This window comes from Streptomyces parvus, from assembly GCF_014648875.1.
Classification (GTDB): Bacteria; Actinomycetota; Actinomycetes; order Streptomycetales; family Streptomycetaceae; genus Streptomyces; species Streptomyces parvus.
The window spans coordinates 749652-771749 of the sequence record NZ_BMRY01000002.1 but is presented as its reverse complement, the minus strand read 5'-3'; the positions used below and the strand labels follow the sequence as shown (position 1 = coordinate 771749).

The following is a 22098-nucleotide window of genomic DNA, read 5'->3' as shown; positions in this document are numbered from 1 at the left end:
GGGACCCATGTCCCGGTGGGTTCGGGACCAACGTCCCCCGCCCGCCGCCGAGTCGGCCGGTCAGCCGACCAGGCCGTCGGCGAGCTCCTCGCTGAGGGTCGCCTCGGTCCCCGGGATGCCCAGGTCCTGGGCCCGCTTGTCGGCCATCGCGAGCAGCCGGCGGATCCGGCCGGCGACCGCGTCCTTGGTCAGCGGCGGGTCGGCGAGCGCGCCCAGCTCCTCCAGGGAGGCCTGCTTGTGCTCCATGCGCAGCCGTCCCGCGGCGGCCAGGTGCTCGGGGACCTCCTCGCCGAGGATCTCCAGCGCGCGCCCCACCCGGGCCCCGGCGGCGACCGCGGCGCGGGCCGAGCGGCGCAGGTTCGCGTCGTCGAAGTTGGCGAGCCGGTTGGCCGTGGCGCGGACCTCGCGCCGCATCCGCCGCTCCTCCCAGGCGAGCACCGCGTCGTGGGCGCCGAGCCGGGTCAGCAGGGCGCCGATCGCGTCGCCGTCGCGGACGACCACGCGGTCCACGCCGCGCACCTCGCGGGCCTTGGCGGCGATGGAGAGCCGGCGGGCCGCGCCGACCAGGGCGAGGGCCGCCTCGGGGCCGGGGCAGGTCACCTCCAGGGAGGAGGAGCGGCCGGGCTCGGTGAGCGAACCGTGGGCGAGGAAAGCGCCGCGCCAGGCCGCCTCGGCGTCGCAGGTGGCCCCCGAGACCACCTGCGGGGGCAGCCCGCGGATCGGCCGGCCGCGGCCGTCGACCAGACCGGTCTGGCGGGCGAGCTGGTCACCGCCGGCCACCACGCGGACGACGTAGCGCGAGCCGCGCCGCAGTCCGCCGGGGGCCATCACGATCAGCTCCGAGCTGTGCCCGAAGATCTCCAGGATGTCGCGCTTGAGGCGGCGGGCGGCGTTGCCGGTGTCCAGCTCCGCCTCGATCACAATCCGGCCGCTCACCAGGTGCAGCCCACCCGCGAACCGAAGAATCGCCGAGACCTCTGCCTTCCTGCAGCAGGTCCGGGTGACGGGAAGATGAGAGATTTCGTTCTTCACCGCTGGCGTCATCGCCATGGGCCGATCCTTCCATGCATCCGAAAAATACGGTCGTACGCGGCGGCCAACAGCTCCTGATCATGGACCGGAACGCCGTCGGGCGATGCCACCGGCGCCAGCTCGACCGCGGCTCCGAGCCGCTGGGCGGCGTCGGCGAGGGACTCACGGTCGGGCACGGCGGCCTCGTCGGCCAGCACCACGTCCAAGGCGAGTTTAGGGGCGTGTCGCCCCAAAACCTCCAAATGACGCTGCGGTGAGAAGCCTTCTGTTTCACCGGGCTGGGGCGCGAGGTTCAGCGAGAGGACCTTGCGGGCCTTCGTGGTGACCAGGGCGTCGAGCAGCTCCGGCACGAGCAGGTGCGGGATCACCGAGGAGAACCAGGAGCCGGGTCCGAGGACCACCCAGTCGGCGTCCAGGACCGCCGCGACGGCCTCCGGGACGGCCGGCGGGTCGGGCGGGACCACGTGCACGGACTGCACCTCGCCGGGCGTGAGCGCCACCGTGGCCTGACCGCGCACGGTGACGATCGCGTCGGGCAGGTCGGGGTCGTGGCCCTTGACCAGCGCCTGGAGCTCCAGGGGGACGGCCGACATCGGCAGCACCCGGCCGTGCGCGCCGAGCAGCTTGCCGACCAGGTCGAGCGCCTGGACATGGTCGCCGAGCTGCTCCCAGAGGGCGACGATCAGCAGATTGCCGACCGCGTGCCCGTGCAGGTCGCCTTTGGACTCGAACCGGTGCTGGACCACCTGGGACCAGGTGCGGCCCCAGTCGTCGTCGCCGCACAGGGCGGCGAGGGCCTTACGGAGGTCGCCGGGCGGCAGCACGCCCAGCTCCTCGCGCAGCCGGCCGCTGGAGCCGCCGTCGTCGGCGACGGTGACAACGGCCGTGAGGTCGCCGGTGATCCGGCGCAGCGCCGTCAGGGACGCCGAGAGACCCATGCCGCCACCGAGCGCGACGACCTTGGGCTGAGCACCGCGCTTGCGGCCCGAGAGCGCCGAGGTGGCACGGCTCAGGCGCCGCATCCGCAGATTGCGTCCGGTCACTCTCGCCCCATGTCGCGGTGGACGAGGACGGTCTCGATGCCTTCGGCGGCGAGGCGGGCGGAGAGCTTCTCGGACATGGCGACGGAGCGGTGCTTGCCTCCGGTGCAGCCCACGGCGATGGTCACGTACCGCTTGCCTTCGCGGCGGTAGCCCGCGGCGATGAGCTGGAGCAGCTCGGTGTACTGGTTGAGGAACTCCTTGGCGCCCGGCTGGTCGAAGACATAGTCGGACACCTCCTCGTTGACGCCGGTGAAGGGGCGCAGCTCGGGGACCCAGTGCGGGTTGGGCAGGAAGCGGCAGTCGACGACGAGGTCGGCGTCGACGGGCAGGCCGTACTTGTAGCCGAAGGACATCACCGTGGCCCGCAGCTCCGGCTCGGACTCGCCCGCGAACTGGGCGTCCATCTTGGCCCGCAGCTCGTGCACGTTGAGGCTGGAGGTGTCGATGACCAGGTCGGCGTCGCCGCGCAGCTCGCGCAGCAGGTCGCGCTCGGCCGCGATGCCGTCGACGATGCGCCCGTCGCCCTGGAGGGGGTGCGGGCGGCGGACGGACTCGAAGCGGCGCACGAGGGCGTCGTCGGAGGACTCCAGGAAGACGATCCGCCGGGTGACATGCTTGGCTTCCAGGTCCGCGAGAGATTCCCGGAGGTTGTCGAAGAAGCGCCGGCCTCGTACGTCGACCACGACGGCGATCCGGGCCACGTTGCCCTGGGAGCGGGCGCCGAGCTCGACCATGGTGGGGATCAGCGCGGGCGGCAGGTTGTCGACGACGAACCAGCCGAGGTCCTCCAGACACTTGGCGGCGGTGCTGCGGCCGGCGCCCGACATCCCGGAGATGATCACCAGCTCGGGGATGGCCGCGTCACCCGTCTCGTTCGGGGTGTTCGTACTCACGTCTGCTGCTCCGTCTGCTCGGTCTGCGGTGTCGGCTGTCACTGAGGCGGTCGGGTCTGTGTCGGCCGGGCATGTGATGTTCTGTGCGGTTTCGTGGCTGTTCTCGGTCATGAGTTGCCCCCGTCGTCCTCTTCAATGATCTCTCCTGTGGCCGTGTTCACGGCAGGTGCCGCGGGAGCGGTCGAGGCGAGGGCGGCGGCCACGGATTCCGCCGTCCTTCGCCCTATCCCGGGGACCTCGCAGATCTCGTCGATTGTCGCTTGCCGGAGCTTCTTCACCGAGCCGAAATGCTTGATCAGTGCCTGCTTCCGGGTCTCGCCGAGGCCGGACACGTCGTCGAGAGGGCTGGTGCGGATGCGCTTGGCGCGTTTGGCGCGCTGGTAGGTGATGGCGAAGCGGTGCGCCTCGTCCCGGACGCGCTGGAGGAGGTAGAGGCCCTCGCTGGAGCGGGGAAGGACCACGGGATCGTCGTCGTCGGGGAGCCAGACCTCTTCGAGGCGCTTGGCGAGGCCGCAGACGGCGATGTCGTCGATGCCCAGCTCGTCCAGGGCGCGCTTGGCGGCGGCGACCTGGGGCTGCCCGCCGTCGACGACGACGAGCTGCGGCGGGTAGGCGAACCGCTTGGGACGGCCGTCGTCCTCCCGGGGCTCGGCGTCCTCGGCGACGGAGGGGCGCTCGTCGGCGGCCGGGGCGAGGCCAGGGCCGGTGGCGGCGGGTCCGGGGCCGGTGGCGGCGGGGCCGGGGACGGGGCCGGTGGCGGCGGGTCCGGCGGTCGCGGTGTCCGTGGGCTGTTCCTCCCACTCCCCCGTGCGCTCCTTCTCCTGGAGGTAGCGCTTGAAGCGGCGGCCGATCACCTCGTGCATCGAGCGGACGTCGTCCTGGCCCTCGAAGCCCTTGATCTGGAAGCGGCGGTACTCGCTCTTGCGGGCGAGGCCGTCCTCGAAGACCACCATGGAGGCCACCACGTCGTCGCCCTGGAGGTGCGAGATGTCGTAGCACTCGATGCGCAGCGGGGCGGTGTCCAGACCCAGCGCCTCGGCGATCTCCTCCAGGGCGCGGGAGCGGGTGGTCAGGTCGGAGGCGCGCTTGGTCTTGTGCAGCCCGAGGGCCTGCTGGGCGTTGCGCTGGACCGTGGCCATGAGGTCCTTCTTGTCGCCGCGCTGCGGGATGCGCAGGCTGACCTGGGAACCCCGGCGCTCGGCGAGCCACTGGGAGACCGCTTCGGTGTCCTCGGGCAGGGCGGGGACCAGGACCTCCTTGGGGACGGCGTCGCCGCGCTCCTCCCCGTACAGCTGCTGGAGGGCGTGCTCGACGAGGCCGGAGGTGTCGACCGCCTCGACCTTGTCGGTGACCCAGCCGCGCTGGCCGCGCACCCGGCCGCCGCGTACGTGGAAGATCTGGAGGGCGGCCTCCAACTCGTCCTCGGCGACGGCGATCAGGTCGGCGTCGGTGGCGTCGGCCAGGACGACGGCGCTCTTCTCCATGGCCCGCTTGAGGGCCTCGGCGTCGTCGCGGAGGCGGGCGGCCCGCTCGTACTCCATCTCCTCCGCCGCCTGCATCATGTCCTTCTCCAGGCGGCGGATGTAGGTGCCGGTGCGCCCGGCCATGAAGTCGCAGAAGTCCTCGGCCAGCTCGCGGTGTTCCTCGGGGGTGACCCGGCCGACGCAGGGGGCGGAGCACTTGCCGATGTAGCCCAGCAGGCAGGGGCGGCCGGTGCGCGCGGCGTTCTTGAAGACCCCGGCGGAGCAGGTGCGGACGGGGAAGACCCGCAGCATCAGGTCGACCGTCTCGCGGATGGCCCAGGCGTGGCCGTACGGGCCGAAGTAGCGCACGCCCTTCTTCTTGGCGCCGCGCATGACCTGGACGCGGGGGAACTCCTCGTTGAGCGTGACCGCGAGATAGGGATAGCTCTTGTCGTCCCGGTACTTGACGTTGAACCGGGGATCGAACTCCTTGATCCAGGAATACTCCAGCTGGAGCGCCTCGACCTCGGTGGAGACGACCGTCCACTCGACGGACGCGGCGGTGGTGACCATCGTGCGCGTACGCGGATGGAGGTTCGCCAGGTCCTGGAAGTAGTTGGCCACGCGCTGGCGCAGGTTCTTGGCCTTCCCGACGTAGATCACCCGGCGGTGCTCGTCGCGGAACTTGTAGACCCCCGGGGAGTCGGGGATCTGTCCCGGCTTGGGGCGGTAGCTGGAGGGGTCTGCCATGTCTCACACCCTACTTGCGGGCAGTGACAGTGCGTCGTCCTCACGTCTTGCCGGGGGCGGTGCCGCGCTCCGGAGTGCCGTGGGGTGTTCCGCACCCCGGAGCGCGGGCCGGTGGGCCGGCGGCGCCGCTGGATCCGCTGCTCAGGCGTCCGCGGCCGGGGACCGCCCGGTACGGCTCCGGCGGCGCAGCGCGGCGGCCCCGCACAGGGCCAGGGCGAGGAGCGCCCCGACCCCGGCGGTGGTGGAGACGGCGGTCAGGGCCGTGTCTGGGCCCTGGGCCGCGCCGGCCAGTGCGGGGTTTCCGGCCGGATCAGGGGCGGTCCGGTCCGCCGCCGGGCCCGAGACCGGTCCGGGGGCGGGCGCGGGTCCGGCGGCGGGTCCGGCGGCCGCGTCGGGGCCGTAGCCGCCCGCCTGGCCGGAGCGGGCGTATCCGGAGCCGGGCAGCTTGTCGCCGTAAGCCTTCTGGACCCGGGTCCAGTAGGCGTCGAGCGTGGTGCCCTTCGCTCCCACAGCGGTCCTCGCGTCCTGGTCGAGCGGGAGGACCCGGGAGCCGTCGTGGACGTACCAGGCGTCGATCTGCGGTTCGCGGAAGACGGTGCCCCCGGGGAGCGCGCGGGCCCCCTGGGCGACGTAGCGGGCCTCGTCGTCGCCGGCGGCGATGTTCACCACCTGCCAGTCGCCGTCGGCGCCCGCCCCGGGGAGAGTCCACAGGGAGGCCCTCTGGCCGTCGGAGGAGACGGCGGTGCTGGCGAGGTAGTCCAGGGTGCTCGGGGCGGCCCCGGCCTTTCCGGCGACGAAGGCGGCCGAGAGCGTGCGCACGGGCACGGCCTCGCCCTCGATCCTCGGTGCGCTCGCCTTCCTGCTCACCGCGCCCTCCCGGGCGAAGAACCGGGACAGGGTGTCCAGGGTCGCCGGCTCGGTCGCGGCCTCGTGGGCGGCTTCGAGGGTCGACGCGGTCAGTTTCGGCGGGGCCGCGCGGCCGTCGTCGGCGAGGGCGGGGGCGGCGGCGGTGAACAGGGCGGTCGCGGTGAGCGCGGTGGCGACGGCGAGGCGCCGGGTGGTCGCGTTCCGGTTCGTTGCCGCGTTCCGGGTGGTGGCTGAGTGCCGGGTGGTGGAGTTCATGTCCTCACGCCCCGATCCGGTAGAGCGAGTGGGTCCAGGAGAACTCGTTGTTGTTCACGTACCAGGCGTGCGAGGCCCAGTTGTAGCGGTTGCTGGAGGGCCAGGGATCGCCCCAGTAGACCCAGCTGTTGGCGTCGTCGTACCCGTAGATGACGTGCATGTGGCCGCCGCCTGACGACCACTGGATCCGGGTCTCGATGGGGCGCTGGGCGGATATCTCGGCCTGCACGGTCGGGTAGCGCAGCCAGCCGGTGACGTAACTGCCGGGCCTGACACCGGCCCAGGACAGGCCGGTCTGGACATTGCCCAGGGTGGCCTGCGAGTTGGGGCACTGGGTGTTCTGGTTGCGGTTGAAGGCGGCGTTGCAGAACTGGTTCTGGGAGTAGCCGCGGCCGAACCAGGCGGCGATGGTGTTGCCGCCGGCCGCCCAGCACCAGTTGCTCTGCTGCTGCGCCTGCATGGTGATGTTGAGCCGCTGGGCGGCGGCGATGGTGGAGCCGGTCGTGGCAGGGGGCTGGGCGGCGGTGGCGGTGGCGGCGGGGACAGCGAGGAGGGCGGCGGCCAGGAGGGCGGTGAACGAGAACCTTCCGCGCCTTGGGGACCTTGCGGGCCGTCTGGGGCTGACATTTCGGTTGCGCATGGCGTTCCTCCCGAAACGGGGGTGGGGATCGGAGGAGCGCGTCCGGACGCTGACGAAGAGCATCCGGCGTTGTCCGGAGCAGGTCAACACGCTTCAATGCGAGGTGACATCACGGTGTGAACGGCACGGCGTCCGTGTGAACGGCACCGCCCCGGTCACCTGCTCCCCCGCATCCCCCGGGGGTCGGTGTCGCCACTCCCCACGTGAACGTTCACCGGAGGCCCGCCCATGCGGCAGACCGAGACCGAGACCGAACTGGCGCAGGTTCTGCGGACCGGTCCGTTCCATCTGGCGCTGCGCACGGCCCTGTCGGTGCGCGGGCTGCCGCTCCAGCGGGTGCGGCACCATCTGGCGCACCGGGGCGTCACGCTCGGGGTGACCAGTCTCAGTTACTGGCAGCAGGGGGTGCGCCGTCCCCGGCGGGCCGAGTCGCTGCGGGCCGTGCGGGCGTTGGAGGAGGTGCTCGCGCTGCCGGAGGACTCGCTGCTGAGGCTGCTGCGCGACGGCGACGCCCCGGGTGAGGGGGACCGCCCGGCGGGGCGTTCGTACCGGTCGCTGATGGAGGCGTCGGGTTCGGTGGAGCGGCTCCTCGCGGCGATGGAGTCACCGGTGGACGGCGGGCTGCACACGGTGGGGCACCAGGAGCGGGTGCGGATCGGGGCGCGCCGGGAGCTGGCCGGCCGCACCTCCCGGCATGTGGTGCGCGCGCACCGGGACGGCGTGGACCGCTATCTCGCGGTGTACCGGGGCGATCCCGGCTGCGCCCCGTCGCGGATCGCGGTGCGGGCCCTGGAGAACTGCCGGACGGGCCGGGTCCGCTGGGACGGGGACGCGGGGGTGCTGGTGGCGGAGCTGCTGTTCGACACCCGGCTGCGGTCCGGCGAGACGTACCTCTTCGGCTACGGCTTCGAGGACGGTACGGGCGGGGCGAGCGGCGAGTACGTGCGCGGCTTCACCTTCGGGGGCGGCCAGTACGTGCTCCAGGTCGGCTTCGACGAGGCCGCGCTCCCGGTGCGGTGCCGCCGGTTCGCCCAGGCGTCGGCGGGGGCGGCGCGCGGGGCCCGCGGGGACCTCACACTGACCGGCCGGCACCGGACCGTGCACCTGGTGGCGGAGGGCGTACGGCCGGGCCTGATCGGGATCGACTGGGACTGGGAGTGAGAGCCGGCCGGTGTGCCGACGAGGCGGCGCTCGTGGTTCAGGCGTCGGGGCCCGCGACGAGGTTTCCGCCCTCGGCGGTGACCGGGACGGCGGGCAGCGGCACGGTGGCCGGGCCCTCGATGACCTCGCCGGTGGTCGTGTCGAAGCGGCTGCCGTGGCAGGGGCAGTGGCCCTCGGTGCCCTCGATCTTGGTCAGGACGCAGCCGCCGTGGGTGCACTGGGCGCTGAACGCCTTGTACTCGCCCTTGGCCGGGCAGCTCACGACGAGGCGCGCTTCCCGGTAGAGCTTGGCCCCGCCGACCGGCACGTCGGAGGCAGCCCCGAGGGCGACGGGGGCGGTCGGCGTGGGGTTCTTGGCGTGCCCGAGCTTGGACTCGGTCGAGCAGGCGGCCGCCCCGAGCCCGGCGGCACCGGCGAGCGCGGCGCCCTTCAGCACGGTACGGCGGGCGGCGGGCAGGCCGGGCATGCGGACTCCACGGGTGTCGTTCGAGGCGGATCGCGGTGGGACACCGCGGTCGGGGTCGCCGGACGGCCGCGGAGCGACGACGGCGGCCGCGGGTGCCGGTGACAGAACCGACGATACCGGCGGGGAACGGGAGCCTTGCGGGCGGGCCGGTCGAGAGGGGACGGGGCCTGCGGGCCCCGGCCCGCCCCCGCCGGGAAACCGCCGAGGGGAGCCGTGGTGGACAGGCGGCGGGCCGCCTACGCCGATGGCGGCGGCCCCCCGTCGTCCTGCGGGGGCCGCCGCCATCGGTGAGCCCGGGCCAGGGGAGTCCGGCCCTGGTCCGCCGGGCGCCCCCGGCCCTGGTCCGCCGGGCGCCCCCTAGGCCTTGCGGGCCCGGGCCGTCTTCTTGGCGGCAGCGGCCTTGGTGCCGGTGGCCGTGGCCTGCGCCTTGGTCGCCGTGGCCTTCTTTGCGGCTGCCGTCTTCTTCACGGCAGCCGTCTTCTTCGCCGGGGCGGCCTTGCGGGCGGCCGTCTTACGGGGTGTCCCGCCCGAGGGCACCGCGGCTTCGGCGATCCGGTCCGCGTCCAGGATGGACTGGAGGAACTTCCCGGTGTGGCTGGCGGGCACCGAGGCGACCTGCTCCGGTGTTCCCTCGGCGACGACCAGTCCGCCGCCGTTGCCGCCCTCGGGGCCCATGTCGACCACCCAGTCGGCGGTCTTGATGACGTCGAGGTTGTGCTCGATGACGATCACCGAGTTGCCCTTGTCCACGAGGCCCGAGAGCACCGTGATCAGCTTGCTGATGTCCTCGAAGTGCAGACCGGTGGTCGGCTCGTCCAGAACGTAGACCGTACGGCCGGTGGAGCGCTTCTGGAGCTCGCTCGCCAGCTTGACGCGCTGCGCCTCACCGCCGGAGAGGGTCGGCGCGGACTGCCCGAGCCGGACGTAGCCGAGGCCGACGTCGTTGAGCGTACGGAGGTGGCGGGCGATCGCCGGGACGGCCTCGAAGAACTCCAGGCCCTCCTCGATCGGCATGTCCAGCACCTCGGCGATGGACTTGCCCTTGTAGTGGACCTCCAGGGTCTCCCGGTTGTAGCGCGCTCCGTGGCAGACCTCGCACGGGACGTACACGTCGGGCAGGAAGTTCATCTCGATCTTGATCGTGCCGTCGCCGGAGCAGTTCTCGCAGCGGCCGCCCTTGACGTTGAAGGAGAAGCGGCCCGGCAGATAGCCGCGCACCTTCGCCTCCATCGTCTCGGCGAACAGCTTGCGGACGTGGTCGAAGACTCCGGTGTACGTCGCCGGGTTGGACCGGGGGGTCCGGCCGATCGGCGACTGGTCGACGTGGACCACCTTGTCGACGAGGTCGTCGCCGTCGACCCGGGTGTGGCGGCCGGGCACCGACTTGGCGCCGTTGAGCTCGCGGGCCAGGTGGGTGTAGAGGATGTCGTTGACCAGGGTCGACTTCCCGGAACCGGAGACGCCGGTGACGGCGGTGAGGACGCCGAGCGGGAAGGAGACGTCGATGTCCTGGAGGTTGTTCTCCCGGGCGCCGTGCACGGTGAGGCCCCGGGCCGGGTCGACCGGGCGGCGGACGTCCGGGGTCGGGATGGACCGCTTGCCGGACAGATACTGGCCGGTGACCGAGGCCTTGTTCCCCAGCAGTTCCTTGAGCGAGCCGGAGTGGACGACCTTGCCGCCGTGCTCACCGGCGCCGGGGCCGATGTCCACGACCCAGTCGGCGACCTTGATGGTGTCCTCGTCGTGTTCGACGACGATGAGCGTGTTGCCCATGTCCCGCAGCCGGACCAGGGTTTCGATCAGCCGGTGGTTGTCGCGCTGGTGCAGGCCGATGGACGGCTCGTCCAGGACGTACAGCACGCCGACCAGGCCGGAGCCGATCTGGGTGGCCAGCCGGATGCGCTGGGCCTCGCCGCCGGACAGGGTGCCGGCCGCGCGGTTCAGCGACAGATAGTCGAGGCCGACGTCGACGAGGAACTTCAGCCGTTCGTTGACCTCCTTGAGCACCCTCTCGGCGATCTTCTTGTCGCGGGCGTTCAGCTTGAGGCGGCCGAGGAACTCGGCGCACTCGCTGATCGACATCGCGGCGACCTCGGCGATGGACCTCTCCATCACCGTCACCGCGAGGACGATCGGCTTGAGCCGGGTGCCCTCACAGGTGGGGCAGGGCACCTCGCGCATGTAGCCCTCGAAGCGCTCCCGGCTGGAGTCGCTCTCGGCCTCGGTGTGCCGCCGCTTGACGAACTGCACCGCGCCCTCGAAGGCGGGGGTGGTGTAGGCGCGCTCGCGCCCGTAGCGGTTGCGGTAGCGGACCTCGGTCTGGATCTTGTGGCCGAAGAGCAGGGCCTTCTTGGCCCGCTGCGGCAGTCCGGCCCAGGGGATGTCCGTACGGAAGCCGAGGGCTTCGGCGAGCGCGCCGATCAGTCGGCCGAAATACTCCTTGGTGTGCCCGTGGGACCAGGGGTGGATGGCTCCCTCGTCGAGGGACTTCTCCTCGTCCGGGACGATCAGCTCCGGGTCGACCTCCATGCGCGTCCCGATGCCGGTGCAGTCGGGGCAGGCGCCGAAGGGCGAGTTGAAGGAGAAGGAGCGCGGCTCCAGCTCCTCGAAGGAGAGGTCGTCGTACGGGCAGTAGAGGTGCTCGGAATACATCCGCTCGCGCTCGGGGTCGTCCTCGGGGAGGTCGACGAAGTCGAGCACGACCATGCCGCCGGAGAGGCCGAGCGCGGTCTCGACCGAGTCGGTCAGCCGGCGCTTGGCGCTGTCCTTGACGGTGAGGCGGTCGACGACCACCTCGATGGTGTGCTTCTCCTGCTTCTTGAGCGTGGGAGGCTCGGCGAGCTGGATGGTCTCGCCGTCGACGCGGGCCCGGCTGTAGCCCTTGGTCTGGAGGTCGGCGAAGAGGTCGACGAACTCTCCCTTGCGCTCGCGCACCAGCGGCGACAGGACCTGGAAGCGGCTGCCCTCGGGCAGGCCGAGGACCTTGTCGACGATGGCCTGCGGCGACTGGCGGGAGATGGGGCGGCGGCACTCGGGGCAGTGCGGCTTGCCGATCCGGGCGAAGAGCAGCCGGAGGTAGTCGTAGACCTCCGTGATGGTGCCGACCGTCGAGCGCGGGTTGCGCGAGGTCGACTTCTGGTCGATGGAGACGGCCGGGGACAGACCTTCGATGAAGTCGACGTCCGGCTTGTCCATCTGGCCGAGGAACTGGCGAGCGTACGAGGAGAGGGACTCCACGTAGCGGCGCTGCCCCTCGGCGAAGATCGTGTCGAACGCGAGGGACGACTTGCCCGACCCGGAGAGCCCGGTGAAGACGATGAGGGAGTCGCGGGGCAGGTCGAGCGAGACGTTCTTCAGGTTGTGCTCGCGCGCGCCACGGACGATGAGACGGTCGGCCACGCCGGTCCGCACCTTTCTAGAGAGAAGCGGGGGAACTGAGCCCCTCTCCCAGGGTATGGGGGGCGCCACAGCGGTGTACGAAGCTTTCGATTCCGAGCGTATAGCACGCACATTCGATTTACGGCCACCCTCACCCTCCTTCACCCGAATGAGTGGCAGGGCTAGGCTCGGCCGCATGATTGATCATGCGCACGACCTGGGAGCTGTACGGGAAGCGACCGAACGGCTGCTCGACGCAGTTGGCAAACTGGACAACGCCGCTGTCGCCGAGCCGTCACGGCTGCCCGGATGGAGTCGGGGCCATGTTCTGGCCCACCTGTCACGTAACGCCGACGCGCTCGGAAATGTTCTCCGGGGTCTCCCGATGTACGCGAGCAGCGAAACCCGCGACGCCGACATCGCGGCCGGCGCCCCCCGCCCGGCGGCCGAGCAGCTGACCGACCTGCGGGAGACCGCGGACGCCTTCCTGGCCGTCGCCGCCGAACCGGCCGACTGGTCCCGAACGGTCACCCTGCGCAACGGGGTGACGGACTCCGCGGCCCGGGTGCCCTTCCGGCGCTGGGTCGAGGTCGATCTGCACCACGTCGATCTCGGCATCGGCTACGAGCTGGAGGACCTGCCCGCGGAGTTCGTGGAGCGGGAGATCGCCTTCCTCGCCGATCGCTTCCTGGGCAACGAGAACGTGCCCGCCACCGGGCTGACCGACCTGGACGGCCGGACCTGGAGCACGGGCGGCGGCCCGCCGAGCGACCTGGTGACGGTGCAGGGGCCCGCCGTGGAGCTGCTGGGCTGGCTCTGCGGACGCCGTGACGGCTCCGCCCTGACCGTGGCCGGAGGCCCGCTGCCCGCACTCCCCCCGCTATAGGCTGAGCCGCATGACGTACAGCGGAGCGGTGAAGGTCGGCGGACCGGCGAGCGTGCACGAACTGACGGATCTGATGATCTCCAAGGTCGCCGTCGGCGCGATGAACAACAACGCGTATCTGCTGCGCTGCCGGGCCACCGGCGAGCAGCTGCTGATCGACGCGGCCGCCGAGCCGGAGACCCTGCTCGCGCTGATCGGTGACGACGGGATCGCCTCCGTCGTCACCACCCACCGGCACGGGGACCACTGGCAGGCGCTGGCCGAGGTGGTCGGGGCGACGGGCGCCCGGACGTACGCGGGCCGCTACGACGCCGAGGGCATCCCGGTGCCGACCGACGTCCCGGTCGAGGACGGTGACACGGTCACGGTCGGCCGGGTCGAACTCACCGCCCGCCGCCTGGTCGGTCACACCCCGGGCTCCATCGCCCTGGTCTACGACGATCCGCACGGCGCCCCGCATCTGTTCACCGGGGACTGCCTCTTCCCCGGCGGGGTCGGGAACACGCACCAGGACCCCGAGGCGTTCGCGAGCCTGCTGAACGACGTCGAGACGAAGCTGTTCGACCGGCTGCCCGACGAGACCTGGGTCTACCCGGGCCACGGACACGACACGACGCTGGGCGCCGAGCGCCCCCAGTTGCCCGAGTGGCGTGCCCGCGGCTGGTAGCCCGCACGCGCCGACCCGCATCCTCGGCGCACCCGCACCCTCCGCGTACGCGCCTTCCGGGCTCGCACGCGAAAGCGGCCGGGGTGGACGGCTTCCGCCGTGTCCACCCCGGCCGCTGCCGGTGTGTCCCTGTGCCGCTCGGGGCGGCCCCGGGTCAGCTAGCTGAGGGTCTTGCTCTCCTCGTCGGCCGGGCCGGCGGTCTCGGCCTTCGCGGCCTCCTCCGCCTCGGCCGCCGCCTGCTTCTTGCTGGCGATGAGGCTGGTGATCGTGGTGATCACCAGGACACCGCAGATGACGGAGAGCGAGAACGGGATCGAGATCTCGGGCGTGTGCACACCGGACTCGTGCAGGGCGTGCAGCACCAGCTTGACGCCGATGAAGCCGAGGATCACCGACAGGCCGTAGCTGAGGTGGACCAGCTTCTTCAGCAGACCGCCGATGAGGAAGTACAGCTGGCGCAGGCCCATCAGCGCGAACGCGTTGGCCGTGAAGACGATGTACGGGTCCTGGGTCAGGCCGAAGATCGCCGGGATCGAGTCCAGCGCGAACAGCACGTCGGTCATACCGATGGCGAGCATGACCACCATCAGCGGGGTCAGGATGCGCTTGCCGTTCTTCTGGATGAAGAGCTTCGTGCCGTGGTACTGATCGGCGACGCCGAAGCGGTGCTCGATCTTCTTGAGGAGGCGGTTCTCCTCGAACTCCTCGTCCTCCTCGCCGGCCCGGGCCTCCTGGATGAGCTTCCAGGCGGTGTAGATCAGGAACGCGCCGAAGATGTAGAACACCCACGAGAAGTTCGCGATCACGGCGGCGCCGGCGGCGATGAAGATCGCGCGGAGCACCAGGGCGATGAGCACACCGATCAGCAGCACACGCTGCTGGAGGTGGGAGGGCACCGAGAACTTCGCCATGATCAGGACGAAGACGAAGAGGTTGTCGACACTCAGCGACTTCTCGGTGATGAAACCTGCGAAGAACTCGCCGGAGGCCTGGCTCTCGCCGGCGACCATGAGGCCGACTCCGAAGAGAATGGCCAGCGCGATCCAGACGATCGTCCAGATCCCGGCTTCCTTGGTCGACACGTCATGGGGCTTACGCCCGATGAAGAAGTCGACGGCGATGAGGGCCGACAGACCAACGATGGTCAGGGCCCATACGGTCCATGAAACGTCCACTGCGCCTCCGGCAGTTCGCTACGGCTACTGAATCAGCGTCGTCGCTGCCGGAGGTCTCTTCCATCCCTGCACGTGGTGCGCGCCTGGACCGACGCCCCGGGACCGATTGCGGTCCGTATTGACGGGCACGTCGCGTAAGGAGTACTCCCCTCCGTTCCCCGAACAGTACAGGCATCACCAAGGGTAGGTAAAGAAAAGGGTAAAGAGGTCGTCAAGACCGCAGGTCAACGTTGCCTTCCCGGTCAGCGGCCGGCAGCTCTGCGAGCCTCGGCCACCGCCGCGAGCACCTGCTCCAGGACACGACTGCCCGGCGGGACCGTCAACGGCTCGTAGGTCCAGGCGTGCCCGACCCAGGGGTCGGCGAGGTGGCTGTCGGCGACCGGCGTGATCCGCAGCAGCGAACGCCACAGCGGGTCGAGGATCGGCCCGTACGCACTGGCCTCCTCCCGGTCCGCGACCATCAGCAGGTGCACCCCGACCGCGGGGCCCTCGTCGGCGAGGTAGCGGAGCTGGGTGACGGCCCGGTCGTCGAAGCCGTGCGGGAAGTCGTTGACCACCAGGAGCTGTTCGCCGGTGTCCAGGTCGGGCGGGAGCGAGTCGGCCGCCCGGGCCCGCACCGCCATCTGCACCAGATCGACCCGCCGGGTGAGGTGGGCGAGGACCGACGCCACTCCCCCGGGCCCGGCGGCGGGCGGTCCGGCGAGGACGCCCGCCTCGACCAGCGGGGCGAGCGGGCCCGCAGCCGAGCCCGCCGGATCGATGACGTGCACCGCGAACTCCCCGGGCGGATACACCGCGAGCAGCCGCGCCGCGTGCGCGACCGCGGTCTCCATGGCCAGCCGGCGCAGCCGGTCGGTGTCCATCAGGGCGGCAGCCTCGGACGCCGCCCGTCCGCTGTCCACCCAGATCCCGCGCTCCAGCGGCAGCCGGACGAGCAGCGGGATGCGCAGGTCGGTGCGCTCGGGCAGATGGAGATCCCCGATGCGCAGGGCCATCGGTATCTCCATGGGGATGCGGTGGGCGTGCCAGACGGGGTTGCCCCAGCCGGCGTACGCCGCCGGGAGCGCGGGCTCTACGACGGCCGCCTCGGCTGCCAACTGGGCCAGATCGCGGTCGAGGGCCTCCCGGGCCCGGGAGGTCAGCTCGTCGCGCTTGGCGCGGGCCGCCTCGCGGGCGCGGTCGCCCGCACCGCCGATCCGGTTGCGCGGGTCGGACAGGGCCCGGTCGAGCTCCTGGTCCATCCGGGACTCGGCGAAGTCGACGGCGCTGCGGTAGGCGGCGACGGCGCGGGCCAGGTCCTCGAACATGCCCCAGATCTGGTTGTACAGGCGCTCGTCCATCGACCAGCCGGTGGCGTCGCCCGCGACCGGCTGAGCGGGCTGTCCCGGCTGGGCGGGGGGCGCGGTGGGCGGCGGCGAGGGGGGCGCGGCGTGCTGCCGCCGCGGGTGCGCGTAGTTGATGGGCCCGCCGGCGGAGGTGCCCGCGGCCGCGGGTCCCGCGGCCGCGGGTCCCGCGGCGGCCGGTCCGGGGGCGGTGTGCGGCTGGGCGGTGTGCGCCGGGCCGGTGGCGGCCGGGTCGGTCAGCGGCTCGGGGGGCTCCGGGGCCTGGGCCGGGGACGGGGGCGGCGCGGTCGGGCGGTGGTCGGCGGAGCCCGTCGCGTGCCGTACGCGGTCGCCTTCCGGGGTCCGGGGCGGCGGCGGGGCCACCGAGCGGGCCAGGCCCCGGGTGACGGCTTCCTGGATCGTTCCGGCCAGGGCGGCGGGCTCGGTCACGCCCTGGTCGGCGAGCATCGCGGCGAGCCCGCCCGCATACCCCTGTCCGACGGCCCGGACCTTCCAGGCGTCCTGGCGGCGGTAGAGCTCCAGGGCGCTGACCGCGGACTCGGCGTCCAGGTCGGTGAGCGTGAAGCTGGCGATCTCGGTGCCGTCGAGCCCGGTGACGGCGACGAAGGGGGCGGGGACGGCGCCGAACCGCACCGGGCCGCCGGCTCCGACGGGCAGCGCGAGCAGCACGGTGACCCGGTGGGCGCCGGTGGGCAGGGCTTCCAGGTCGACGGCGAGCCGGTGGTCGGCCGCCGCCTGCTGGGAGACCTCGAGCCCGGGGAGCTGGGGCGAGCCGGGGTGGGCGATCCACTCGATGCCGCGCACCGTGCCCTGTTCGTCGCCGAGGGTGGCCCCGGCCACGACGGGCGTGCCCGCCGACACCCGGATCTCCAGACGGGTCTGGGGCAAGGTGTGGTTCTGCCCCCGGACCAGTTCGGCCGTCATTGCCCTGTCCCCCTCGACGATGGCCCGCGCGCCGCTGTGGGCGCCGGGCCGTGCGATGCCGTGTTCTGCCGCGTACGGCCGTCTGCTGCCGTGCGCTGTCGTGCTGTGCGTGGGGCGGCTCCCGGCGGTCTGTGCCGCCGGGAGCCGCCCCCGCCTGTCTGGGCGCCGGGCCGGAGACCGGACCGGTCCCGGTCCTACAGGTGCGGGAGGATCGACGGCATCAGGTCCTGGAACGTGCGGCCGTTGGCCGGGTTCCCGAGGGCCGTCATCTTCCAGCCGTTGCCCGCGCGGTGCACCTTCGCCATGATCTGGGCGGTGTACTGGCCGCCGCCGTCGAGCGTGTACCGGGCGAGCTCCTGGCCGTTGGTCTCGTCGACGATGCGGCAGAAGGCGTTCTGGACCTCCTGGAACGTCTGCCCGGTGAAGGAGTTCACCGTGAAGACGATCTGGTCGATGTGGACCGGGACGCGCTGGAGGTCGACGAGGATCGCCTCGTCGTCGCCGCCGGATCCGGCGCCGCCGACCAGGTTGTCACCGGTGTGCTTGACCGAGCCGTCGTCGCTGACGAGGTGGCGGAAGAACACGACGTCGACGGGCTGCTTGTCGGCGAAGAGCACCGCCGAGGCGTCCAGGTCGACCTCGCGGGTGCGCGAACCGAACAGGCCACGGCGCGGAGCCGCCTGCCAGCCGAGCCCCATCCGTACCGCGGTCAGGGTCCCCCCGTCGCTCTTCTCCAGGCTGATGGCCTGACCCTTGGTCATATTGACCGTCACGCGCTGTCCCCTCTCGGCATTGCCCCGCAGCCATCCGTGTGCGGTTTCCCCGCACCCTACGCATTCCACCCCGGGTGGCAGCAGGTTCGGTCCGTTTTTGTGTCGGTCTTGCAACACACCCGGCGTGGCCCGCCCGGCGCGGTGGATACGGTGTCGATCGCCGGTGCCGGGAGCGGCCCGGCACCGGCGATCGGCAGCGGAATCGAACGGCGGGATCAGGCCATGCCCGCTTCCTTCATCTGACGCAGTTCCTTCTTCAGTTCACCGACCTCGTCGCGCAGCCGGGCGGCCACCTCGAACTGCAGATCCGCGGCGGCGGCCCGCATCCGGTCGGTCATCTCCTCGATGATCCCTGCCAGTTCGGTCGCGGGGCGGTCGCCGGTCACGGCGCCGGCCTTGGCGGCCCTGCCCTTCGCCCCGCCCTTGGCTGCCTTGCCCCCGAGCGCGGGGACCGGGGCCTTGGTCTCCTTGCCCTGCCGGTAGCCGGTGCCGAGGAGCTGCTCGGTGTCGACCTCCTCGCGGGCGATGGTCGCGACGATGTCGTTGATCTTCTTGCGCAGCGGCTGCGGGTCGATGCCCCGCTCGGTGTTGTACGCGATCTGCTTCTCGCGGCGGCGGTTCGTCTCGTCGATCGCCTGCTCCATGGCCGGGGTGACCTTGTCGGCGTACATGTGGACCTGGCCGGAGACGTTACGGGCGGCGCGGCCGATGGTCTGGATGAGCGAGGTGCCCGAGCGCAGGAAGCCCTGTTTGTCGGCGTCGAGAATGGCCACGAGGGACACCTCGGGAAGGTCGAGGCCCTCGCGCAGCAGGTTGATACCGACGAGGACGTCGTACTCGCCGGAGCGCAGCTCGCGCAGCAGCTCGATGCGGCGCAGGGTGTCGACGTCGCTGTGCAGATAGCGGACCTGGATGCCGAGCTCCAGGAAGTAGTCGGTGAGGTCCTCGGCCATCTTCTTGGTGAGCGTGGTGACCAGGACGCGCTCGTCGCGTTCGGTGCGCTCGCGGATCTCGTGGACCAGGTCGTCGATCTGGCCCTCGGTGGGCTTCACGACGACCTCGGGGTCGACGAGACCGGTGGGGCGGATGATCTGCTCGACGAACCCGTCGCCGCGCGAGAGCTCGTACTTCCCCGGGGTGGCCGAGAGATACACCGTCTGGTCGATCCGCTTCAGGAACTCCTCCCACTTCAGCGGCCGGTTGTCCATGGCGGACGGCAGCCGGAAGCCGTGGTCGACGAGGGTCCGCTTGCGGGAGGCGTCCCCCTCGTACATCGCGCCGATCTGCGGGACGGTGACGTGGGACTCGTCCAGGACGAGCAGGAAGTCGTCCGGGAAGTAGTCGAGGAGGGTGTTGGGGGCGGTGCCGGGTGCGCGGTCGTCGAAATGCATCGAGTAGTTCTCGACGCCGGAGCAGGTGCCGATCTGGCGGAGCATCTCGATGTCGTACGTGGTGCGCATGCGCAGGCGCTGGGCCTCCAGCATCTTGCCCTGCTTCTCCAGCTCGGCCAGGCGCAACTCCAGCTCCTGCTCGATGCCGCTGACGGCCCGCTCCATGCGCTCGGGGCCGGCGACGTAGTGGCTGGCGGGGAAGACGTGGACCGTGGGGTCCTCGCTGATGATCTCGCCGGTGAGCGGGTGGAGCGTGGACAGGTTCTCGATCTCGTCGCCGAACATCTCGATGCGGACGGCGAGCTCCTCGTAGACCGGGAAGATCTCGATGGTGTCGCCCCGGACCCGGAAGGTGCCGCGGGTGAACGCCAGGTCGTTGCGGGTGTACTGCATCTCGACGAAGCGGCGCAGCAGCTGGTCGCGGTCGATCTCCTCGCCGACCTTGAGCTGGACCATGCGGTCCACGTACTCCTGGGGCGTGCCGAGGCCGTAGATGCAGGAGACGGAGGCGACCACGACGACGTCGCGCCGGGTGAGCAGCGAATTCGTCGCCGAGTGACGCAGCCGCTCGACCTCCTCGTTGATGGAGGAGTCCTTCTCGATGTAGGTGTCCGACTGCGGGACGTACGCCTCGGGCTGGTAGTAGTCGTAGTACGAGACGAAATACTCCACCGCGTTGTTCGGGAGGAGCTCACGGAACTCGTTGGCCAGCTGGGCGGCGAGCGTCTTGTTCGGCGCCATCACCAGGGTGGGGCGCTGCAGCTTCTCGATCATCCAGGCGGTGGTCGCCGACTTTCCGGTGCCGGTCGCGCCGAGCAGGACGACGTCCTTCTCATCGGCGCGGATTCGCCGCTCCAGCTCGGCGATGGCCGTCGGCTGGTCGCCGCTGGGCTGGTAGGGACTGACGACCTCGAAAGGCCGCACCGAACGTTCGATCTTGGAAACGGGCCGCATGCAACCACCGTACGACCCGCCACTGACAACGGCCTCGGATCAGCGGTACCGGGCCCTTGCCGCGCCCTCGCGGACCATGCTCCGCGGGCGGTGTCCGGCCCGCGGGTACGGGGCGGGCTCGCCCGTCATCGCCCTCGGGTCGAACAGGAGCACGACGGCGGCGAGGAGCAGGAAGCAGGCGGGTCCTGCCAGCATCGGGCCGATGATCTCGGCGGGCCGGTCGCGGGGCAGGACGTCGGCCAGGTCGGCCGGCAGGGTGGGCGGCAGATGCAGGTGCACGTCGAGCGCCGCCATGCCGGTGTAGTGCATCCCGGTCACCGCGACGGCCATCAGGATGCTCGCGCCGAGGCCGGAGAGGGCTCCCCTCAGGGTGACGGCCGCCCACAGCGCGCCCGTGGCGGCGACCCCGGCGATCAGCACCGAGAGGACGACGAGGGGGGTGTCGTACGCGAGGTGTGCGGCCATGCGCATGCCCGCCATGCCGAGATAGTGCATCGAGGCGATGCCGAGACCGGTGATGGTGCCGCCCGTGATCAACGCCATGCGGGTCGCGCCCCGGTATCCCACAATGAAAATGCCGATGCCGATCATCACGACGGCCACGGCCAGGCCGGCGAAGGTGAGGGTCTTGTCGTAGGAGATCGGCGCCTCCCGGACGGTGAAGCCGGTCATCGCGATGAAGTGCATGGTCCACACCCCGGAGCCGATGGACAGCGAGCCCAGCGCCAGCCAGCCGATCCGACAGGAGCGTGTCGTGTGAAGGGACCGGGTGGTGCAGCGGAGCCCGAGGGCGGCTCCCAGCGCGGCCATGAAGAACGCCGCGACCGGAGTCACCAGGCCGTAGGTGAATCCGTCGACTGTTCCTTGCATGCGCGCAGGCCCTTCGAGAATGCCCGGGGTCGAGGAGGGTCCCCAAGGGGCGAGTCCCGGCAGACAGACAAAAGAAGGCGCATTTTATCGGCACGGTCGCGGGCCGTGCCGCGGCGGTGGTCCTCTGGACCGAAGGTTCCGTTCATTTCGCGGCCATCGCCGCCCCGCCGGGCGTTGGCGGGCCGCTGTCACTCTCTGCGTGTCCGCACACTCCCGACGTGAGGAGTCCCCGTGTTCGTCCGCACCGCAACCGCCTCCACCACGGCCGCCGCCCTGCTCGGCGCCGGCGCCCTGCTGCTGCCCGCCGACCGGCCCGAGGCCCCGGACCAGGTCTCCGCGCAGCGGGCGAACCCGGTCGTCGTGGCCCATCGGGGGGCGTCGGGCTACGCGCCGGAGAACACCCTCGCCGCCGTCGACGCCGCGGACGCGCTCGGTATCGACTGGGTCGAGAACGACGTCCACCGCAGCCGCGACGGCGTGCTCGTCGTGCTGCACGACACCGATCTGAAGCGCACGACGGACGTCGAGGAGGTCTTCCCCGACCGGGCGCCGTGGGCGGTCAAGGACTTCACCGCGGCGGAGCTGGCGAAACTCGACGCGGGCAGCTGGTTCGGGGAGCAGTTCACCGGGGCCCGGATCCCGACGCTCACCCAGTTCCTGCACCGTCTGGAGCGCAACCGGCAGAAGCTGCTCCTGGAGATCAAGAGCCCGGCGACCTACCCGGGCATCGAGCGGGACATCATCCGGACGCTGGGCCGGTCGGGGTGGCTGGACCGCTCCCACGTACGGGACCGGCTGGTCATCCAGAGCTTCGGCGCCGACAGCGTGAAGAAGGTGCACGAACTGCGCCCCGACATCACGACCGGCTTCCTGGGCACCCCGGCGGTGGCGGACCTGCCCTCGTACGCGGCGTTCACCGACCAGATCAACCCGTCGTACGCGACGATCGGCGCCGACTACGTGGCGGCCGTCCAGCAGCTCAAGGGCCCGCACGGCAAGCGGCTGCGGGTGAACACGTGGACGGTCAACAAGGCGGCGGACGCGGTGAAGGCCCGTGACTACGGGGTCGACGGCATCATCACCAACTTCCCCGACGTGGTGCGCGACGCGACGAGCTGACGCCGCCCTTCCGCGTCTTCCGGCCGACCGGCCCGTCGCTGTCAGTGG

General features: G+C 71.5%; 17 protein-coding genes. 4 read left to right on the top strand and 13 right to left on the bottom strand.

The window, feature by feature from the left end; all coding sequences use genetic code 11:
- Positions 1-60: 60 nt before the first annotated feature.
- From whiA to IE140_RS09560, 6 genes are all read right to left on the bottom strand, one after another.
- Positions 61-1050 carry a DNA-binding protein WhiA gene (gene whiA / locus IE140_RS09585; protein WP_006123686.1) on the bottom strand — a complete coding sequence of 330 codons (990 nt, stop codon included), beginning with the start codon at positions 1048-1050 and terminating at the stop codon, positions 61-63.
- Positions 1041-2075 (bottom strand): gluconeogenesis factor YvcK family protein, encoded by a 1035-nt coding sequence (locus IE140_RS09580; protein WP_006123687.1) that lies wholly within the window; start codon positions 2073-2075, stop codon positions 1041-1043. The genes whiA and IE140_RS09580 overlap by 10 nt, the downstream gene beginning before the upstream one ends.
- Positions 2072-3079: an RNase adapter RapZ gene (gene rapZ, locus IE140_RS09575; RefSeq protein WP_189460281.1), complete on the bottom strand. Its 1008-nt coding sequence runs from the start codon at positions 3077-3079 to the stop codon at positions 2072-2074. Before rapZ ends, IE140_RS09580 begins: the two co-directional genes overlap by 4 nt.
- Positions 3076-5181 (bottom strand): excinuclease ABC subunit UvrC, encoded by a 2106-nt coding sequence (uvrC, locus tag IE140_RS09570; RefSeq protein WP_189460279.1) that lies wholly within the window; start codon positions 5179-5181, stop codon positions 3076-3078. Before uvrC ends, rapZ begins: the two co-directional genes overlap by 4 nt.
- A gap of 141 nt (positions 5182-5322) precedes the next feature.
- Positions 5323-6303, bottom strand: coding sequence for a hypothetical protein (locus IE140_RS09565; RefSeq protein ID WP_150194942.1), 981 nt, complete (start codon positions 6301-6303; stop codon positions 5323-5325).
- 4 nt (positions 6304-6307) lie between these two features.
- A complete protein-coding gene (locus IE140_RS09560; RefSeq protein ID WP_032778465.1) occupies positions 6308-6943 on the bottom strand; it encodes a papain-like cysteine protease family protein in 636 nt (211 codons plus the stop codon).
- A 228-nt stretch (positions 6944-7171) separates the two neighbouring features.
- Between IE140_RS09560 and IE140_RS09555 the strand changes: the two genes are divergently transcribed.
- Positions 7172-8104: a hypothetical protein gene (locus IE140_RS09555; protein ID WP_150197873.1), complete on the top strand. Its 933-nt coding sequence runs from the start codon at positions 7172-7174 to the stop codon at positions 8102-8104.
- A 37-nt stretch (positions 8105-8141) separates the two neighbouring features.
- Here IE140_RS09555 and IE140_RS09550 read toward each other — a convergent pair whose 3' ends face one another.
- Positions 8142-8570: a Rieske (2Fe-2S) protein gene (locus tag IE140_RS09550; RefSeq protein ID WP_006123693.1), complete on the bottom strand. Its 429-nt coding sequence runs from the start codon at positions 8568-8570 to the stop codon at positions 8142-8144.
- A gap of 357 nt (positions 8571-8927) precedes the next feature.
- On the bottom strand, positions 8928-11969 hold the full coding sequence (gene uvrA / locus IE140_RS09545; protein WP_150197871.1) for an excinuclease ABC subunit UvrA: 3042 nt from the start codon (positions 11967-11969) through the stop codon (positions 8928-8930).
- 175 nt (positions 11970-12144) lie between these two features.
- On the opposite strand from uvrA, the gene IE140_RS09540 reads away from it, so the two are divergent.
- Positions 12145-12834, top strand: a complete 690-nt coding sequence (locus IE140_RS09540) for a maleylpyruvate isomerase family mycothiol-dependent enzyme (protein ID WP_093444537.1) — start codon at positions 12145-12147, stop codon at positions 12832-12834.
- 10 nt (positions 12835-12844) lie between these two features.
- The gene (locus IE140_RS09535) at positions 12845-13501 is read left to right on the top strand and encodes an MBL fold metallo-hydrolase (protein WP_150197869.1); all 657 of its coding nucleotides are present in this window, start codon (positions 12845-12847) and stop codon (positions 13499-13501) included.
- A gap of 158 nt (positions 13502-13659) precedes the next feature.
- Here the strand turns inward: IE140_RS09535 and IE140_RS09530 are convergent, their stop codons facing one another.
- From IE140_RS09530 to IE140_RS09510, 5 genes are all read right to left on the bottom strand, one after another.
- A complete protein-coding gene (locus tag IE140_RS09530; RefSeq protein ID WP_093444539.1) occupies positions 13660-14676 on the bottom strand; it encodes a TerC family protein in 1017 nt (338 codons plus the stop codon).
- Positions 14677-14918: 242 nt separating this feature from the next.
- Entirely contained in the window at positions 14919-16943 is a 2025-nt protein-coding gene (locus IE140_RS09525; protein WP_189460277.1) for a TerD family protein, read from the bottom strand.
- A gap of 194 nt (positions 16944-17137) precedes the next feature.
- Positions 17138-17716, bottom strand: coding sequence for a TerD family protein (locus tag IE140_RS09520; protein ID WP_093442746.1), 579 nt, complete (start codon positions 17714-17716; stop codon positions 17138-17140).
- Between the two features lie 215 nt (positions 17717-17931).
- Positions 17932-20061, bottom strand: coding sequence for an excinuclease ABC subunit UvrB (gene uvrB / locus IE140_RS09515; protein WP_150198200.1), 2130 nt, complete (start codon positions 20059-20061; stop codon positions 17932-17934).
- A gap of 39 nt (positions 20062-20100) precedes the next feature.
- Positions 20101-20931 carry an MHYT domain-containing protein gene (locus IE140_RS09510; RefSeq protein ID WP_150198202.1) on the bottom strand — a complete coding sequence of 277 codons (831 nt, stop codon included), beginning with the start codon at positions 20929-20931 and terminating at the stop codon, positions 20101-20103.
- 231 nt (positions 20932-21162) lie between these two features.
- On the opposite strand from IE140_RS09510, the gene IE140_RS09505 reads away from it, so the two are divergent.
- Positions 21163-22050, top strand: a complete 888-nt coding sequence (locus IE140_RS09505) for a glycerophosphodiester phosphodiesterase family protein (protein ID WP_032778331.1) — start codon at positions 21163-21165, stop codon at positions 22048-22050.
- Positions 22051-22098: the final 48 nt, after the last annotated feature.

Bases quoted from the DNA above. Each gene is read 5' to 3' on its own strand.
- uvrC (WP_189460279.1), bottom strand. From the start codon at position 5,181: ATGGCAGACCCCTCCAGCTACCGCCCCAAGCCGGGACAGATCCCCGAC.
- rapZ (WP_189460281.1), bottom strand. From the start codon at position 3,079: ATGACCGAGAACAGCCACGAAACCGCACAGAACATCACATGCCCGGCC.
- whiA (WP_006123686.1), bottom strand. From the start codon at position 1,050: ATGGCGATGACGCCAGCGGTGAAGAACGAAATCTCTCATCTTCCCGTC.
- IE140_RS09525 (WP_189460277.1), bottom strand. From the start codon at position 16,943: ATGACGGCCGAACTGGTCCGGGGGCAGAACCACACCTTGCCCCAGACC.
- IE140_RS09510 (WP_150198202.1), bottom strand. From the start codon at position 20,931: ATGCAAGGAACAGTCGACGGATTCACCTACGGCCTGGTGACTCCGGTC.
- IE140_RS09535 (WP_150197869.1), top strand. From the start codon at position 12,845: ATGACGTACAGCGGAGCGGTGAAGGTCGGCGGACCGGCGAGCGTGCAC.
- IE140_RS09565 (WP_150194942.1), bottom strand. From the start codon at position 6,303: ATGAACTCCACCACCCGGCACTCAGCCACCACCCGGAACGCGGCAACG.
- IE140_RS09540 (WP_093444537.1), top strand. From the start codon at position 12,145: ATGATTGATCATGCGCACGACCTGGGAGCTGTACGGGAAGCGACCGAA.
- uvrB (WP_150198200.1), bottom strand. From the start codon at position 20,061: ATGCGGCCCGTTTCCAAGATCGAACGTTCGGTGCGGCCTTTCGAGGTC.
- IE140_RS09550 (WP_006123693.1), bottom strand. From the start codon at position 8,570: ATGCCCGGCCTGCCCGCCGCCCGCCGTACCGTGCTGAAGGGCGCCGCG.
- IE140_RS09555 (WP_150197873.1), top strand. From the start codon at position 7,172: ATGCGGCAGACCGAGACCGAGACCGAACTGGCGCAGGTTCTGCGGACC.
- IE140_RS09560 (WP_032778465.1), bottom strand. From the start codon at position 6,943: ATGCGCAACCGAAATGTCAGCCCCAGACGGCCCGCAAGGTCCCCAAGG.